This window comes from Micromonospora peucetia (genome assembly GCF_900091625.1).
Taxonomy (GTDB): domain Bacteria; phylum Actinomycetota; class Actinomycetes; order Mycobacteriales; family Micromonosporaceae; genus Micromonospora; species Micromonospora peucetia.
The window spans coordinates 3440334-3455989 of sequence record NZ_FMIC01000002.1; the positions used below are offsets into that span (position 1 = coordinate 3440334).

At 73.1% G+C, this 15656-nt stretch carries 12 protein-coding genes and 2 tRNA genes; 5 read left to right on the top strand and 9 right to left on the bottom strand.

The window, feature by feature from the left end; translation table 11 throughout:
• The first annotated feature begins 254 nt into the window (after positions 1 to 254).
• Positions 255 to 1052 (top strand): S1 family peptidase, encoded by a 798-nt coding sequence (locus tag GA0070608_RS16150; protein WP_091628832.1) that lies wholly within the window; start codon positions 255 to 257, stop codon positions 1050 to 1052.
• Between the two features lie 125 nt (positions 1053 to 1177).
• Here the strand turns inward: GA0070608_RS16150 and GA0070608_RS16155 are convergent, their stop codons facing one another.
• From GA0070608_RS16155 to GA0070608_RS16175, 5 genes are all read right to left on the bottom strand, one after another.
• Entirely contained in the window at positions 1178 to 2275 is a 1098-nt protein-coding gene (locus tag GA0070608_RS16155) for an NAD(P)/FAD-dependent oxidoreductase (RefSeq protein WP_091628834.1), read from the bottom strand.
• Positions 2276 to 2486: 211 nt separating this feature from the next.
• A complete protein-coding gene (locus tag GA0070608_RS16160; protein WP_091628836.1) occupies positions 2487 to 3710 on the bottom strand; it encodes a S8 family peptidase in 1224 nt (407 codons plus the stop codon).
• Between the two features lie 116 nt (positions 3711 to 3826).
• Entirely contained in the window at positions 3827 to 6940 is a 3114-nt protein-coding gene (locus tag GA0070608_RS16165) for a hsp70 family protein (RefSeq protein WP_091628838.1), read from the bottom strand.
• Positions 6941 to 7062: 122 nt separating this feature from the next.
• Complete coding sequence (locus GA0070608_RS16170) at positions 7063 to 8316, bottom strand: hypothetical protein (RefSeq protein WP_091628840.1); 1254 nt, start codon at positions 8314 to 8316, stop codon at positions 7063 to 7065.
• A 167-nt stretch (positions 8317 to 8483) separates the two neighbouring features.
• Entirely contained in the window at positions 8484 to 8903 is a 420-nt protein-coding gene (locus GA0070608_RS16175) for an ASCH domain-containing protein (RefSeq protein WP_091635244.1), read from the bottom strand.
• A 193-nt stretch (positions 8904 to 9096) separates the two neighbouring features.
• Between GA0070608_RS16175 and GA0070608_RS16180 the strand changes: the two genes are divergently transcribed.
• Positions 9097 to 10689 (top strand): DUF4139 domain-containing protein, encoded by a 1593-nt coding sequence (locus GA0070608_RS16180; protein WP_091628842.1) that lies wholly within the window; start codon positions 9097 to 9099, stop codon positions 10687 to 10689.
• Between the two features lie 46 nt (positions 10690 to 10735).
• Here GA0070608_RS16180 and GA0070608_RS16185 read toward each other — a convergent pair whose 3' ends face one another.
• Genes GA0070608_RS16185 through GA0070608_RS16195 form a run of 3 tightly spaced genes read right to left on the bottom strand, consistent with a single transcriptional unit; the run spans position 10736 to position 12389 of the window.
• Positions 10736 to 11014 (bottom strand): hypothetical protein, encoded by a 279-nt coding sequence (locus GA0070608_RS16185; RefSeq protein ID WP_218107516.1) that lies wholly within the window; start codon positions 11012 to 11014, stop codon positions 10736 to 10738.
• Positions 11015 to 11030: 16 nt separating this feature from the next.
• A complete protein-coding gene (locus tag GA0070608_RS16190; RefSeq protein WP_091628844.1) occupies positions 11031 to 11588 on the bottom strand; it encodes a hypothetical protein in 558 nt (185 codons plus the stop codon).
• Positions 11589 to 11648: 60 nt separating this feature from the next.
• The gene (locus GA0070608_RS16195) at positions 11649 to 12389 is read right to left on the bottom strand and encodes an AraC family transcriptional regulator (RefSeq protein ID WP_091628847.1); all 741 of its coding nucleotides are present in this window, start codon (positions 12387 to 12389) and stop codon (positions 11649 to 11651) included.
• Between the two features lie 53 nt (positions 12390 to 12442).
• On the opposite strand from GA0070608_RS16195, the gene GA0070608_RS16200 reads away from it, so the two are divergent.
• On the top strand, positions 12443 to 13654 hold the full coding sequence (locus GA0070608_RS16200; protein WP_091628850.1) for an MFS transporter: 1212 nt from the start codon (positions 12443 to 12445) through the stop codon (positions 13652 to 13654).
• A 151-nt stretch (positions 13655 to 13805) separates the two neighbouring features.
• Here the strand turns inward: GA0070608_RS16200 and GA0070608_RS16205 are convergent.
• Positions 13806 to 13879: transfer RNA gene (locus GA0070608_RS16205), tRNA-Gly, on the bottom strand.
• Positions 13880 to 14078: 199 nt separating this feature from the next.
• On the opposite strand from GA0070608_RS16205, the gene GA0070608_RS16210 reads away from it, so the two are divergent.
• Both GA0070608_RS16210 and tig read left to right on the top strand, forming a co-directional pair.
• Positions 14079 to 14152: transfer RNA gene (locus GA0070608_RS16210), tRNA-Pro, on the top strand.
• A gap of 136 nt (positions 14153 to 14288) precedes the next feature.
• On the top strand, positions 14289 to 15635 hold the full coding sequence (tig, locus tag GA0070608_RS16215; protein ID WP_091628853.1) for a trigger factor: 1347 nt from the start codon (positions 14289 to 14291) through the stop codon (positions 15633 to 15635).
• The last annotated feature ends 21 nt before the right edge of the window (positions 15636 to 15656 follow it).

Here is a 15656-nt window from a genome sequence, read left to right on the forward strand (position 1 = left end):
GCCCGTGCGTCCGGTCGCGGCGTCTCGCGACCTCCGGTCGTTCCACCAGGTCGCCGGCTGCTTACCCGGCGAGCCGCGGTTCATCCGCGCCCGACCGGGGCTGATCCGCGTCCGGGTGTCAGGCCTGGCCGGCTGCGGTATGACCGACGCAGGATGTGTCCAGGCATTGCTAACCATCGATATGTATCCATAGGCTCCCGCCATCGACAGTCGGCGCGTCGCCTCGGCACGCCGCGAGGTTCCGGGAGGCTCCCATGGTTCGTTGGCGCACACTCGTCGGCCGGTTGGCCGCCGCCCTGGTGGCGGTCACCGCCGGCTCGTTCGTCCTGGCCGTTCCGGCCTCCGCCAGGCCCGCGCCCGAGGTGACCCCGAACGTCGTGGGCGGGACGCTGGCCGCGCAGGGGGAGTTCCCCTTCATGGTCCGGCTCTCCATGGGCTGTGGCGGCGCGCTCTACAGCCCGAGCCTGGTGCTGACGGCCGCGCACTGCGTCGGCAGGACCGGTGCGAACACCAGCATCACCGCCACCCTCGGCGTGGTGGACCTTCAGTCGTCGAGCCGGATCCAGGTGCGCTCGAACTACGTCTACCGGGCACCCGGCTACAACGGCAGCGGCAAGGACTGGGCCCTGATCCGGCTGGCCACGCCGGTCACCACCCTCCCGACACTGAAGATCGCCACCAGCACCGCGTACGACAACGGCACCTTCACGGTCGCCGGGTGGGGTGCCACCCGTGAGGGGGGCGCGCAGCAGCGCTACCTGCGCAAGGCGACCGTGCCGTTCGTCAGTGACGCGACCTGCAACTCCTACTACGGCGGCCAGATCATCGCGAGCGAGGAGATCTGCGCCGGCTACGCCGGCGGCGGCATCGACACCTGCCAGGGGGACTCGGGTGGCCCGATGTTCCGGCGGGACGCGAGCAACGCCTGGATCCAGGTCGGGATCGTGAGCTGGGGCAACGGCTGCGCCCGCCCCAACTACCCGGGCGTCTACGCCCAGGTGAGCACCTTCGCCCCGGCGATCGCCTCGGCGGCGGCGAGCCTCGGCGGCTGAACCGGTACACCTGCGGGGCCCGGCCGGCTTGTCCGGTCGGGGCCCGCGCTTGTGTTGGCCCCGGCACCGGCACGGCAGGGTTTGTCCGCTCGGGGCCCACCCGTCGACACGTCGCCGCGCGGCGGTCAGGTGAAGCGGGACGGGGACAGGGGGCTCGGGTCGACGGGTGGCTCGGCGTCGACCGCCAGCGCGGCGAGCAGGGCGCCTGCCGCGGGCGAGGTCTGGACGCCGTAGCCGCCGAGCCCGGCCATCCAGAGGAAGCCCGGGGCATCGGGCGCCGGGCCGATCACCGGCACGTCGTCCGGGGCGGCGGTCCGCAGTCCGGCCCACGCCTGGTGGACCCGGCGGATGTTCAGCGTGGTCGCCTCCTGCACCCGGTCGGCGCCGATCGCCACGTCGAGGTCGTCGGGGCGGGCGTCGCCGGGTGGGGCCGGGGTGGTGTCGCACGGGGAGACCAGCAGGCGTCCCGACTCCGGCTTGAAGTAGAAGGTGCTGTCCACGTCGCCGACCATCGGCCAGTCCGTCGCCGGGACGCCGGCCGGCGCGTCCACCAGGAAGGCGGTGCGCCGCAGCGGCATCAACCCCAGCGGCCGTACGCCGGCCGTCGTGGCGACTTCGTCGGCCCAGGCACCCGCCGCGTTGACGACGACCCGGGCGGTGAACTCGCCGGCATCCGTCGTCACCTGCCATCCGCCGCCGACGCGCCGCAGTTGGCGGACCCGCGAGTCGCACCCGACCCGGCCGCCGGACGCTCGGATGCCCCGCAGGTAGCCCTGGTGCAGCGCGGCGACGTCGAGGTCCTGGGCGGCCGGCTTCACCAGCGCCCGCCGGCACCACTCCGGCCGCACCACGGGGCAGTGCCGGGGCAGGTCGGCGAGGTCGATCTCCCGGGCCGGCGGGTCCACCTCGGCCCCGTCGCGCAGCGTCGCGTCGAAGGCGCCCTCGCTCCCGGGCGGGCAGAGGATGAGGACGCCGCGCGGGGTGAGCAGCGGATGCTCGGCGAATCCCGGCGGCGGCGCGGTGAGGAAGCCCCGGCTGGCCCGGGTCAGCGTGCGCACCGCCGGCCCGCCGTAGTACTCGGAGAACATCGCGGCCGAGCGGCCGGTGGAGTGCTGGCCGGGGACGTGCTCCATCTCCAGCAGCAGCACGGTGCCGTACGCGGCGAGATGGTGTCCGGCGCTGGCGCCCGCGATGCCTCCGCCGATGACCAGGTAGTCGATCATCGACCGAACGGTAGTCGGCGAGCCCGGCGGGAACAAGGGGGCTGACAGGCATCGACAAGGATGCGTGGCGCCCCTGCACCTGGAGCGCCCTCGGGCGCAGCACCGGAGTGCGAACCCGCGCGGCCCGCCGGTGTGACGGGCCGCGCGGGTGGGCGCCGGATCCGGTGTGCCGCCCGCGTGGACGGGTGCCGGGATCCGGTGCCCGGGTGGCTCAGGGGCCGCAGTAGAGCAGGCGGTTCGGCGTGCCGCTGACCACGCCCGTGACCACACTGGTCGTCGCCCTGCCGATCAGGTGGGCCGCGACCTGGGCGGGGCTCCAGGTCGGATTGGCCGAGAGGGCGAGCGCGGCGCAGCCGGCGACGTGCGCGGCGGCCATCGAACCACCGCTGATGGTGACCGCCGCCGTGTCGCCGGTGTGCCAGGTGGACCTGATGTTGGCGCCGGGGGCGAACAGGTCGAGGCAACTGCCGTGGTTGCCGCTCGGCATCCGGGCGTCGGTGCTGGTGGTGCCGGCCACGGTGAGCGCCGCCGCCACCCGCGCGGGGGAGTAGTTGCAGGCGTTGGCGTTCGAACTGCCCGCCGTGACGACATAGGTCACCCGGGAGGCGATCGACGCGTTCACCGCGTTGTCCAGCGCCGTACTGGCGCCGCCGCCGAGCGCCAGGAGCGCCACCGCCGGCCGCACGGCGTTCGCGGTGACCCAGTCCACCCCGGCGATCACCTGGGAGAAGGTGCCGCTGCCGGCGCAGTTGAGCACCCGCACCGGCCGCAGCCGGATCTCCTTCGCCACCCCGTGCAGGGTGCCGCCGATGGTGCCGGCGAGGTGGGTGCCGTGGCCGTTGCAGTCGTCCGCCGGGCCGCCGTCGACGAGGTCGACGCCGCCGCCGGCCCGGACGCCGAAGTCACCGTGGGTGCTCCGGACGCCCGTGTCGATGACGTACGCGTGCACGTTGTGCGCGGTGTTCGGGTAGGCGTACCGGCCGTCGAGCGGGAGATTGCGCTGGTCGATCCGGTCCAGTCCCCACGAGGGCGGGTTGAGCTGCACGCCCGGGCCGACGAGGGTCACCACCCGGTCCCGTTCCACGTACGCCACGGCCGGGTCGGCGGCGAGCCGCCGGGCCGCCCGCTCCGGCAGGTGCGCCACGAAGCCGGTGAGCGCGTGCCCGTAGACGCGGCCGAGGGTGGCCCCGTAGCGGTCGGCCAGCCGGTCGGCGGTGCTCGTGACGGCGGCCCGCCGGTCGCCGGGCTGCCCGAGGGCGTCGCCCCTGAGCACCACGACGTATCCGTCGGCCGTGGCGTTCGCGGCGTCGGCGTGCAGGATCTCGCCGGTGGCCGGGGCCGCCGTCGCGGGCGTGCCCATCGCGGCGACGACCGCGGCGGCGGCGAGTACGCCCACCGCGCGGGCCCGCCATCGTCGGGTACGGGGAAGTGTCATCTGCCGGTCCTCCTCCTGTCGGCCCCGCGCGGCTCGTGACCGGACGCGGGACAGCCTGGCCGTTGAGAGGAGGCTATCGGTTATATAGATCGATCTGAATTGCTGTCGGCTTCTGGCTACTCGTCGGCGAACCGGTGGAGCACGAAGCCGTACGGGGACTCCGCCCCGCCGTCCTTCCCGGCGCCGCAGACGATCACGCTGGTGTTCCACGAGCACGTGTCGCTGCGGACGTCCTTCAACTGGCCCATCTCGGTCACGTCGCCGGAACTCACCGGCATCCCGGCGACGCTGCGGTCGTCCTCGGCCGAGCTGGGCGGGTCGGCGAGAAGCAGCAGGTTGCCCGCGTCGAGCCGGACCGCCACCCCGCCACGGTCCCGCAGCACGGCGCGACCCTCGGCGTCGAACAGTGTGCCAACCGACTTCGGGGAGGTCCGCCGGGCCAACAGGTGCTCGCCGACCGGCACCAGCGTGGTCGCCTCCGGGGCCTTCCAGCGGATGTGGTCCTTCTCGTCCGCCGCCACCACCTCGGCGGTCTCGTCGTCGCCGCCGGTGACCTCCAGCAGGCACGCCCGCCGCTCGCCGCAGGGTACCAGCGCCTTCGGCCTGCGCTTGTCGTCCCCGGCGGTGTACAGCACCTTCGGCTGGGCGTCGCTCGTCAGGTCGTACGCGAGCAACTGGTAGCCGGCGTCGTCGCGGGCCACGTAGAGGCGGTCCTCGTGCGCCACCACCAGGTCGTCGTGGTCGGCCACCCCGGCGAGTTTGCGGACCTCCCGGCCGCTGCCCATGTCGATCAGCCGGACGGACCGGTCCGCGCCCACCTGCACGATCTGCTGGACCTTGCCGAGCCAGGGGTTACGCGGGGAGCCGTCGAGGAAGGCCGGGCCGCCCAGCGCCTTGTCGGTGGTGACCGGGCGGACGCTGGTCCGGGTGTTGCCGTACTCGTCGCTCGGGGTGGGTTCCTCCCAGATCGGGTCGCCGTCGCTCAGCCGCAGCCCGACCAGCCGCTTCCCGGTGCGGTCGACCTGCACCGCGACGCCGTCGCCGAAGATGACGTCATCGTCGCCCAGGATCGGCCGGCGCCACCGCTGGTCGCCGGAGTCGCCGCCGAGCAGCACCAGGTCCCGGGGGGTGTTGTCGCCGATGGCGTCGGCGAAGAGCGCGACCGCGCCGGGCAGGGCGACGATCCGATCCCACCGTTCGGAGGACGCCACGGTCTGCTTCCGCCACTTCACCGCGCCGGTGCCGGCGTCGACGGCCACCACCTCCAGCCGCCCGTCGTCGAGCGGGTAAGCGAGGTACGCGCGGTTGCCGAGGACCGCGGTGAACATGTCCGCCGGCCGCTGTGCACCGGCGGGCACCCGGGTCACCAGGTCGACGGTCCGGAACTCCAGGGCGGGGTAGCGGTCCCGGGTCAGGTACAGCACCGCCGCGGTCGCCACACCGGCGAGCGCGAGGACGGCGGCGAGCGAGATCCACAGCGCCCGGCGCCCAGGGAGCGCCGGCCCGGTCCGGCCGCCGTCGGGCGGTGGCGACACCGGCGCGCCGGAGACGGGTACGCCCGACCACGCCCCCTGCGGTCCGCCCTGGTGCACGCCCGATACCCCCGGCGGTCCGTACGGTCCCGCGCCTCCGGCCGGTGCCCCCGGCGATGCGTACGGCCCCGCGTCCCCGGCCGGTGTCCACGGTGGTGCGAAGGGTGCGGGGTGTCCGGCTGCTGCGCCCGGCGGCCCGAACGGCATGGCCGGCGCCGGTGCGGCGGGCACGGTCTGGGCGGTCGACGGGCTGGCGATCATTGTCGGTGCCAGGCCGGCGGGCAGGGCCGGCGTGACGCCCTCCGGCCCGGCGACGACGGTCGGCGTGGGGCCCGGGTCGGCGGGCACGGTCGGCGCGTTGCCGTCCTGGCTGCCGACCCAGGCGTGCGGCACGGCGGGCTCGTGCGGCGAGGTGCCGGCGGGTTCGGGCTGCGCCAGCGCTGCGGGATCCGGTGACGCGGCGGGATCCGGTGACGCAACGGGCTGCGGTCGCGGTGCCGCGGCGGATTGCGCGGGCACGGCGGCGGGTGCGGCGAACGCGTCGGCGTTCCGGGCGCGCCGAGGCAGGGGCAGGTCGGTCAGCGCCCCCTCGGCCACCGGCAGCTCCGGCTGCTCAAGCACGGTCGGGGCGACGCCCAGTTCGGCGTGCAGCAGCCGGGCGACCATCGGCATCCGGGTGGCACCGCCGACCAGGAACAGGCCGGAGAGCTGCTGCGGGTCGAGCCCGGCCGCGCCGATCACCTCCCGGGCCACCGCCACCGCCCGGGCCAGCAGCGGTGCGGCCACCCGCTCCAGATCGGCCCGGGTGAGGGTGACCGCCGCCTCCACCCCCGGCACGGCCACCGGCGCGGCCGTGACCCGTGACAGCATCTCCTTCGCGCCCCGGACGTTCTCCCAGAGCTCGTGCCGCTCCCGCCACTGGGTCGCGGACTCGGGGCGGGTCAGCCGTTCCCACCGCGCCGGGTCCGCCCCGGCGACCAACTCGCCGAGCCGACCCAGCAGGGCCACGTCCAGGTCCAGGCCACCGAGGTCGTCGGCGCCTCCCGCGGTGACGACGGTGAACCCGGAGTCGCCCCACGGGTCGGCGCCCTCGTTGCGCAGCACCGCGACGTCCAACGTCCCGGCACCGAAGTCGAAGACCGCGACGGTTCCACCCACCGGCACCGGCCGGCGCAGCACCTGGGTGTAGTAGCGGGCGGCGGCCACCGGCTCCCGCAGCAGCCGGGTGCCCGGTGGGGTGGGACCGGTGAGTGTGTGCTCGGCCGCCGTCGGCCAGCCGGCCACCGCAAGGGCGTCGGCCAGCACCTGGCGCCGGGCCGCGTCCCAGGTGGCGGGGCACGTGAGTACCGCCGGGGGTAGGAACCCGACCGCCTCGACAGCCGCCCGGGCCACCGCGTGCAGCGTCGCCGCGAGGAGTTCGGCCGGCGGGTATCGGCGACCACCCAGCAGCACCGCGGGCTCGTCGATACGCCGCTTCGGGTTCGGCTCGTACCGGCCCGGGTCGGTCCGGGCCAGCCGCTGGGCGTCCCGGCCGACGTGCAGCAGCCCGTCGGCGTCGGCGTACACGCCGGAGGGGATGATCGGCTGCCCGTCCACGAGCAGCGGGCGGGTGTGCCCGTCGGGCCGGCGTAGCACGGCGACGGTGTGGGACGTGCCGAGATCGACGCCGAGGGCGTACCCCTCGTGCTGGCCTGCCATCTGCCGTTACCTCCGCGGGACGAGGGGATGCCCGGTCCCGCATCGTACGCAGCCCGCACCCGTCGCCTCGCGCCCGGTTGGGCCGGCGCGCGGCAACGGGCCGGGAGGGCCGGGTCCGCCGGTCAGGACACCGCGGCCGATCCGGCCGGTGCGACCCGCGCCGGCATCGGCCCAGCGGGCTCGGGCTCGGGCTCGGCCACGTCGGGCGTACGCACCCGGCTGACGGCGAGCGCCGCGGCATAGCCGAGCGCGCACGTCACCGGAATCCACAACGGCAGCATCAGCCGGTCGTACTCGGTCGCCACGGGATGTGCCACCAGCATCGCCACACCGGTCAGCCCCGTGAAGATCCACAACGCGGCGGCCGAGCCCATGATGCGTACGAGGACCACCGCCGCGAACACCAGAGCGACGGCGGCCTCCGGGTAGGGGATCTCGTCGGCCAGTTGCTCCGGCCAGTAGGCGATGTTCTTCTCGACCAGCCAACCGATCGGGTCGGCGATGTCGGGACGCGAGAAGTGCCGGGTCGCGAAGTCCTGGATCGTGTCGTTGAGCCCCGGCAGCCGCAGCACCGAGCTGACGACCTGCCAGAGGACCACCGCGAGCAGCCCGACGCCGCCGGTAAGCAGGGCGGCCCGACGCTGCGGCAGCCGCGTGAGCAGCGCCACCACGGACGCGCCGAGCAGCGTGAGCGCAATCGCCATCCCGCTGGCCGACCGCACCGCGAACAGCCACACCAGCGCGACCGTCACGATCGACAGGCCGAGTCTGATACGGCCGCGCCACGCGAGCATGGCCCCGAGGATCACGGCCAGGTAGCCGGCCACGACCCCACTCTCGGTGAGCAGGCGGGTCATCCAGAAACCGGGCGGCAGCACGAACAGCAGGCCCGCCGCGAAGACACCGGCGAGGCGTAGTCCGGTCGCCAGCCAGACCGCCAGATACGCCAGCACCGCAGCCGCGATGGCCAGCAGCATGGTGGCTGCCACCATGCCGGTCCAGGGGCCGAGCACCGCCACGAACGGCGCGGCGAACAGCGGATATCCCGGCCGGCTGTCGAAGATCGCCACGTAGCGCGGTGAGATGCCGGTGCTCTGGTACTCGGTGCAGGAGGGTCGCGTGCCGTGGTCCCGCTGGGAGCGGTTGATGTCCCTGCACACCTGTCGGGCGGCCGTGATCCGGGCCTCGTCGGGGCTCTTCCCGGCGAAGATGAGTGCCTGACGCATGTACCACATGCTGTCGCCGGAGCTGGAGATCCGCCGGGGGTCCTCGTACCGGGCCAGGAACAGCAGCGACGCGATCACCACGACGAGCAGGACCCACGCCGACTCCACGACACCGCGCCGTCGACGCCCGTCCTTCTCGACCCGATCCACAGCGCTGGTGGTCGATGTCGTCGTACGGTCCGGCATTCGCTCCCCGCATTCGACAGGCCAGCCAGGCGTGTATCGCTGATACGGCGACCGACGATACACCGGGTCAAAGTGTGATTTTGCCCCGCAACGCCGACGGCGACGATCGCCCCGACCCCACGCGCGACGGCTCAGACCGTGTGCACCAGCCGGAAGCGCTCGACCAGCACCGGGGTGTCGTCGTCGACGGTGAAGCCGGGATCACCAAGCTCCGCGCGTACCTCCTCGCTGTGCCAGAACGTCTCGTGCCCGGCCCGCCACTGCGCCACCGACTCGTACCCCTCGCCCTCGTCGAGGGCGTGTCGCAGGTCGACGTCGGCGAGTCGGACCACCCGTACCTCGGTCACCTCGATCACCGCGACCCGCCGGCCCGCCGAGTCGAGCACCGCCGACCGCTGGCCGACCTCGGGCATCGGCTCGTTCGCCCGCTCGTAGCCGAGCACGAGGCTGGACGTCGAGGTCTTCGCGCCTGACAGGATCGCGGCCACCAGCGTGTCCCGCAGCGGCCCCGGGAACGCGAACTCCGCCGGCGGAAGATCATGAAGCTCCATGCCGGAAAGGTACGTGAACCGGCCGGCCGTGGCGACGTCATTCCCGGTCACCCCTGGCGGTGCCACCGGCGTACGTGTCGGACCGGTCCCGACTCTGGGCGATCACCGAGGACGCCCCGAGCAGCATCTGTACGTCTGGTGGTGTGTCTGACGCGCGCCGGTGCCACGAGCGGGCCCCGACTACCCTCGCCGCGTGGACGCAGTGGAGATCGAAGCACCCATCGTCGGAGTCACCGTCTATCCGGACCGGGCCCGGGTTACCCGCCTGGGCGGCACCCGCCTGGCCGCCGGCGAGCACCGGATCCGCATCGCACCGCTCCCGCTCGGACTGCGGCGCGACTCGCTGCGGGTCGGCGGCCGGGGTGCGGCCACCGTGCTCGGCGTGGACGTGACGACCCACCGGCAGGCGCGCAGTGCCGACCGGCAGGTCAGCGAGTTGGAGCGGCGGCGCCGGGCGCTGGCCGAGGACCTGGCCGAAGCGGACGACGCGTACGAGATCGAGGCGGAGCGGGGACAGTTCCTCGCCCGGCTGGCCGAGCGGGCCGGCGGCACGTACGCCCGCGCGCTGGCCGCCGGCGACGCCGCCCCGACCGACGTGGCCGCCTTCGCCGACTCGGTGGCCGGCCAACTCACCGACTCCCGCACCCGGCGGCGTGGGCTGGCCCGGCGGCGCACCGAGCTGACCGACGAGTTGGCGGCCGTCGAGCGGCAGCTCCAGGCCACGAAGGGCAAACGGAAACCGGACCGGCTGGCCGCCGAGGTGACCGTCTCGGTGGACGTCGACGACGCCGAGCTGGAACTGGAGCTGACCTACCTGGTGGACGGCGCCCGCTGGCAGCCCTCGTACGACCTGCGGCTGGTCGACGAGACCGTGACGCTGACCTGGTTCGGGCTGGTCAGCCAGGACACCGGCGAGGACTGGCCGGAGTGCGAGCTCCAGCTCTCGACCGCCCGCCCGGCCGTGGCGACCGCCGTACCCGAACTGTCGCCCTGGTATCTCGACCGGGTCCGGCCGGTACCGCCGCGGGTCCTGCCGGCGACGATGGTGGGCGGGATGCCACCGCCCCCGCCGGCACCCGCCGGGGCGCCGCCGGCCACCGGCAGAGCCGCGTTCGCCGGCCCGCCGCCCCCGATGATGCAGGCGAGCGTCGCCGAGGTCGAGCAGGGCGTCGCCGCCGCCACCTACCGACCGGCCCGACCCATCGCGGTACCCGCCGACGGCAGCGCACACCGGGCCACCGTCGCCGTGCTGGAACTGCCGGCCCGGCTGGACCACGTGACCGTGCCGCTGCGCGCACCGGAGGCGCACCTGCGCGCGACGGTACGCAACACCTCGGCACACACGCTGCTCCCCGGCCCGGCGGCGGTCTTCCACGGCGCCGACTTCGTCGCGACCACCCGGCTGCCGGTGTGGGCGCCGGGCGAGGAGACCGAACTGGCGCTCGGGGTGGACGACCGGCTGCGGGTGGAACGGAAACTGGGCCGGCGCTCCGACACCAGGGCCACGCTCGGCTCGACCCGACGGCGTGAGGTGGAATACCGGATCAGCGTGGCCAACCACACCCCCCGACCGGCGACCGTCGAGGTGCGGGACCAACTGCCGGTGTCCCGGGACGACGGGGTGTCCGTACGGGAAGCCACCCTCGTCCCGCCGCCGGCCGAACGTACCGAGCTGGGGGAGCTGACCTGGCGGTTGCGGCTCGGTCCGGGGGAGAGCGGCGAGATCACCATGGGCTTCCGGGTCGAGATCGCCAAGGGCGTCGATCTGGCCGGCTGGCGGGAGTAGGCGGTTGGCGGGGCGCTCTCCGCGCCCCGCCAGCTTGCCGTTGCCGTCATTCCGCCAGGTAACCGGTAGCGGGGTCGATCTCGGCGAGGAAGGCACGGATGGCCTCCTCCATCTCGGGCAGGCTCATCGCGACGCCGTCAGACCTGGAGAGCCCGAAGCCGTAGTCGTGCGGCCCGCTGAGCCAGTCGAAGTCGTACGTGCCGGGCTCCCCGGCCCGTACCCGAACCCGGAAGTCCTGCCCGTCGACCGTCACCATGATCGGATCACCGTCGTAGCCGGGTCGCAGGTGCTCGGGCACCAGGCCCGGCTCCGGCTCGCTGGACATGTCTGCTCCTCGGGAATCAGCGACCGGCCGCCAGCTCCTCGACCTGGGCGAGGTCGGTGACGCGATCACACTCATCATCAGTCAGCTTGTTGATGAGAGCCTTGCCGGCCTGGGCCTGCCTCGTGGTGGGCAGTGCGCCGGCGACGAGTTCCGGCAACACCAGTTCGTAGCCCACCCGCGCCCGGGGCGAGTATCGATGACGCGTACGAGTCACCGCGCTCGCCACCCTCAGGGCGTGCTCGTTCCCCGGGGGGACGTGCCGGCGGTCCACCTCGCGCGCTCCGAAGCGCATCCGGTGGTGGAACTCGCACGTCTCGCATGATTCCGGCCCCCTGGTCAGCCGCGACCCGCACGCCGGACAGGTCAGTTGGTCAAGCGCGCCGTCAACCGTCCGCCACCCGTACGCCGCTGGATCATCCACCACCAGCCAGGCCAACTCGATCGCCCCCGCCGAGCCTGCGGCGACGTCGAGATCGCACAGCAGGCTCTCCCACGCCTGACGTATCTCGGTTTCGATCTGGGCGACGACGCGGCCGAGAAGAGCGCTCCGCCAGGCCGGGACGGGACCGTTCACGGTCGCAATCGTGCCAGCAACGCAGCAGCCGGTCGACGGGAAGCCTGGTGTATTCCCGGCTCACATCCGGTGCGCCCCGGGGGTGTGCCCGAAGGTGCGGCGGAACACGTCGACGAACGCGCTGGCCGACGACCAGCCGCACAGATGCGCCACTTTGGTCACCGCCGTCTCGTCGGCCAGCAGGAGCAGGGCGTGGTGCAGGCGCAGTTGCGTGCGCCACTGCGGGAAGCTCATGCCGAGGTCGGCCGCGAAGAGCCGGGACAGGGTGCGGTCGCTCGCGCCGACCTCCTTCCCGAGCGTGGCGAGGGTGCGGTTGTCGGCCGGATTCGCGTGGAACGCCGCGCACAGCGCCTTCAACCGGGGGTCGCGGGGAGCGGGCAGGTGCAGGGGCTGCTGGGGGGAGGCCCGCAGCTCGTCGAGTAGGACGGCCCGCAGCCGCTCGCGCGGAGGGCTGTCGTCGTGCGGGCGACGGGTGTAGGCAAGGATCAGCTCGCGCAGCAGCGGACCGACGGTCAGCACCGTCGGTCGGTCCAGGTCGAGCGGGTTCTCCGTCGTGGGCAGTCCGACCAGGTGCAGTTCGAGCTTGCCGTGGGCCTGGTGGGCGTGCACCGTCCCGGCGGGTATCCAGATGGCGCGGGTGGCGGGAGCGACCCATGCCCCCGCGTTGGTGGTGACGGCCAGCACTCCTCGGGCGGCGTAGACGATCTGGTGGTCGTCATGTCGGTGCGCGTCGATGGCGGATCCGGGGGCCAACCACTGGGCCCGGGTCGGGGCGACGGGAGAATGGCGGACTTCCGGCACAAGATGGCAGCTTATCGAAAGCGCGACGTGATCGGGTCGACGAGCATTGCCGGGTGCCGAGGAACAGACCAATCATCCTGCTGTCGGTCGGACATGCCTGCGTGGACGTCTACCAGGGCGCCGTGGCCTCGCTCGTCCCGTTCTTCATCGCTGAGCGCGAGTACAGCTACGCCGCAGCCTCCGGCATCGTGCTCGCCGCGTCTCTCCTGTCCTCGGTGGCGCAGCCGCTGTTCGGCGCGCTGACCGACCGGCGGGCGATGCCCTGGCTGCTACCCGTGAGCACAATCCTCGGCGGGTTGGGCATCGCGTTGAGCGGCATCAGCGGCTCGTACGCGCTGACCCTGCTGTTCGTGGCCATCTCCGGCATCGGGGTCGCCGCCTACCATCCCGAATCCGCCCGCCTCGCGCGGATCGCCAGCCGGGGCAGCCACTCGGCGATGGGCTGGTTCACCCTCGGCGGGAACCTGGGCTTCGCCGCCGCGCCCGTCATGGTCGCCATCGTGGTCGCCCACGGCGGTCTGCAGTTCACACCGCTGCTCGTCCTGCCTGCCCTCGCGGGCAGCGCGCTCTGCCTGTCCGTGCTGCGCGCGTTGGGCAACCGGGGACCCGGCGGTGGCACGTCGATTTCGACCGGAACCGACGACCGCAGGTCATTCGTGAAGCTGTCGCTGGCCGTGGTCTGCCGGTCCGTCCTGTTCGTCGGGCTGAGTACGTTCATCTCGGTCTACGCCGAGCAGCGCACCGGCGGCGGCAGGTCGGCGGGCGCCCTGGCGCTGTTCGTGCTCTACCTCGGCGGCGCGGTGGGCACCGCGCTCGGCGGAAGCCTGGCCAACCGCTGGGGCAGGGTCACAGTCGCGCGTTGGTCGTACCTGGCCAGCGTGGCCGCCACGGCAGGCATCGTGTTCGTCCCCGGCCCCGCGCTGTACCTGTTCGTGGCCCTGACCTCCGTGGGCCTCTATGTCCCGTTCTCGCTGCAGGTCACCCTTGGCCAGGACTATCTACCCACCCGGGTTGGTACCGCCAGCGGCATCACCCTCGGCCTGACCGTCAGCATCGGCGGCCTGGCCAGCCCTCTGATCGGAGGGGTCGCCGACGCCACCTCGCTCCAGACGGCCCTCGCTCCGCTGAGCGTGCTGCCAGCCCTGGCCTGGCTGGTGTTCCGCACCCTTCCCGAACCGACACCGTCGAAGCTGGTGACACCGGAAGGCCAGTCGGTCCCGGCCCGGCAGAATCACCGCCGAAGAACGAGGACCCCCTCAGCGTGAAAACCCCGTCGCCGGTTACGGCGGCCAACCGCCCTCGCGATCGTTCCGTACCGGATGGGACAGGCGAGCATACGGGCGGCGCTGGTCCGGAGGGCTGAAACGAGAACGGCCCAGGCGCGGCGATCATACCGCTGGCCTGGGCCGGAAGGTGTGGAGCGGGCGACGGGAATCGAACCCGCACCGTCAGTTTGGAAGACTGAAGCTCTACCATTGAGCTACGCCCGCGTACGCCCCGCCACTGCGGGACGCCGACAGCGTACCCAATGACCCGCGCCGCCCGCTCAGCCGTATCCCCGCGGCAACGCGCGGCGGCCGTGCGGGAGGGTTCCGGAGGGGCTGGATGTCTGGTTGGTCCCTCTTCGGCGCGTTGGGGGATGCCCCGGCACGTCCGGCGGGTCGCGACGGCATAGACTGCTCGTCGCCACGGGGTGTGGCGCAGCTTGGTAGCGCACTCGCTTTGGGAGCGAGGGGCCGTGGGTTCAAATCCCGCCACCCCGACTGTCGTCCGCGGCCGGTCGCCGGGGTCGCCCTCTGTGCGGTCCCCGGCCGCCGCCGGTCCGGCCGGCCGGCTCGCCTACACTCGATGGGCTTGTTGCGCCCAGACTAAAACCGAGATCCGTCAAGGAGTACGCCTGTGAAGAGCACCGTCGAGACTCTGAGCCCGACGCGCGTGCGGCTCGCCATCGAGGTGCCGTTCGTCGAGCTCGAGCCGAGCCTCAGGAAGGCGTACCGGGAGATCGGGCAGCAGGTCCAGGTGCCCGGCTTCCGCAAGGGCAAGGTTCCGACGGCCGTGATCGACCAGCGGGTCGGCCGGGGCACCGTCCTCAACGAGGCGGTGCAGGAGGCCATCCCGCAGAACATCCTCGCGGCCGTCCGCGAGCACGACCTGAAGACGCTCGGCCGGCCCGAGGTCGAGATCACCGAGTTCAACGACGGTGACTCGCTGAACTTCACCGCCGAGGTCGACGTCCGCCCGGAGATCACCCTGCCGGACCCGGCCACCATCGAGGTGACCGTCGACGAGCTCCAGATCGACGACAGCGAGATCGACGAGCAGGTGAAGAGCCTGCGCGAGCGGTTCGCCACCCTGAAGACCGTCGAGCGGGCCGCCCAGGAGGGCGACTACGTCCAGATCGACCTGAACGCGACCGTCGACGGTGAGGACGTGCCGGGCGGCTCCGCCAGCAACATCTCCCACGAGGTCGGCAGCAAGCAGCTCCTCCCGGGCCTGGACGAGGCCGTCGTCGGCCTGGCCGCCAACGAGAGCACCACCTTCACCACCGAGCTCGTCGGCGGCGACTTCGCCGGCCGCGACGCCGAGGTGGCGGTGACCGTGCGCACGGTCAAGGAGAAGGAGCTGCCGGAGCTGAACGACGAGTTCGCCCAGATGGCGAGCGAGTTCGACACCATCGAGGAGCTGCGCGCCGACCTGCACGAGCGGGTCGCCCGGGGCAAGCGGGTCGAGCAGATCTACGCCGCCCGGGACAAGGCGCTGGAGCAGATGGTGGCCGCCGCCGAGGTGCCGGCGCCGGAGGGCGTCATCCGCGAGGAGGTCGAGAACCGCAAGCAGGCGATGGTCGACCAGCTCGAGCGGATCGGCGCCTCGCTGGAGGAATACCTCGCGGCCGAGGAGAAGACCGAGGAGCAGATCGACGCCGAGCTGACCGAGGCGGCGACCGAGGGCGTCAAGATCCAGCTGCTGCTGGACACCCTCGCCGACGCCGAGGACGTACAGGTCTCCGACGACGAGTTCGGCCACGAGATCGTGCACCGGGCCCAGCGCGCCGGGATGGCTCCGCAGCAGTACTACGACCAGCTCGTCCGCTCGGGCGCGGCCGGTGCGATCTTCGGTGACGTGCGGCGGGGCAAGGCCCTGGCCTCGGTCATGGAGCGCATCAAGATCAAGGACGCGGCGGGCAACGAGGTCACCCTCGACGCGCTGCGCGCCGAGAACGAGGCCGAGCACAACCACGAGCACTGATCGTCGGGTGAGGCCGCCGTC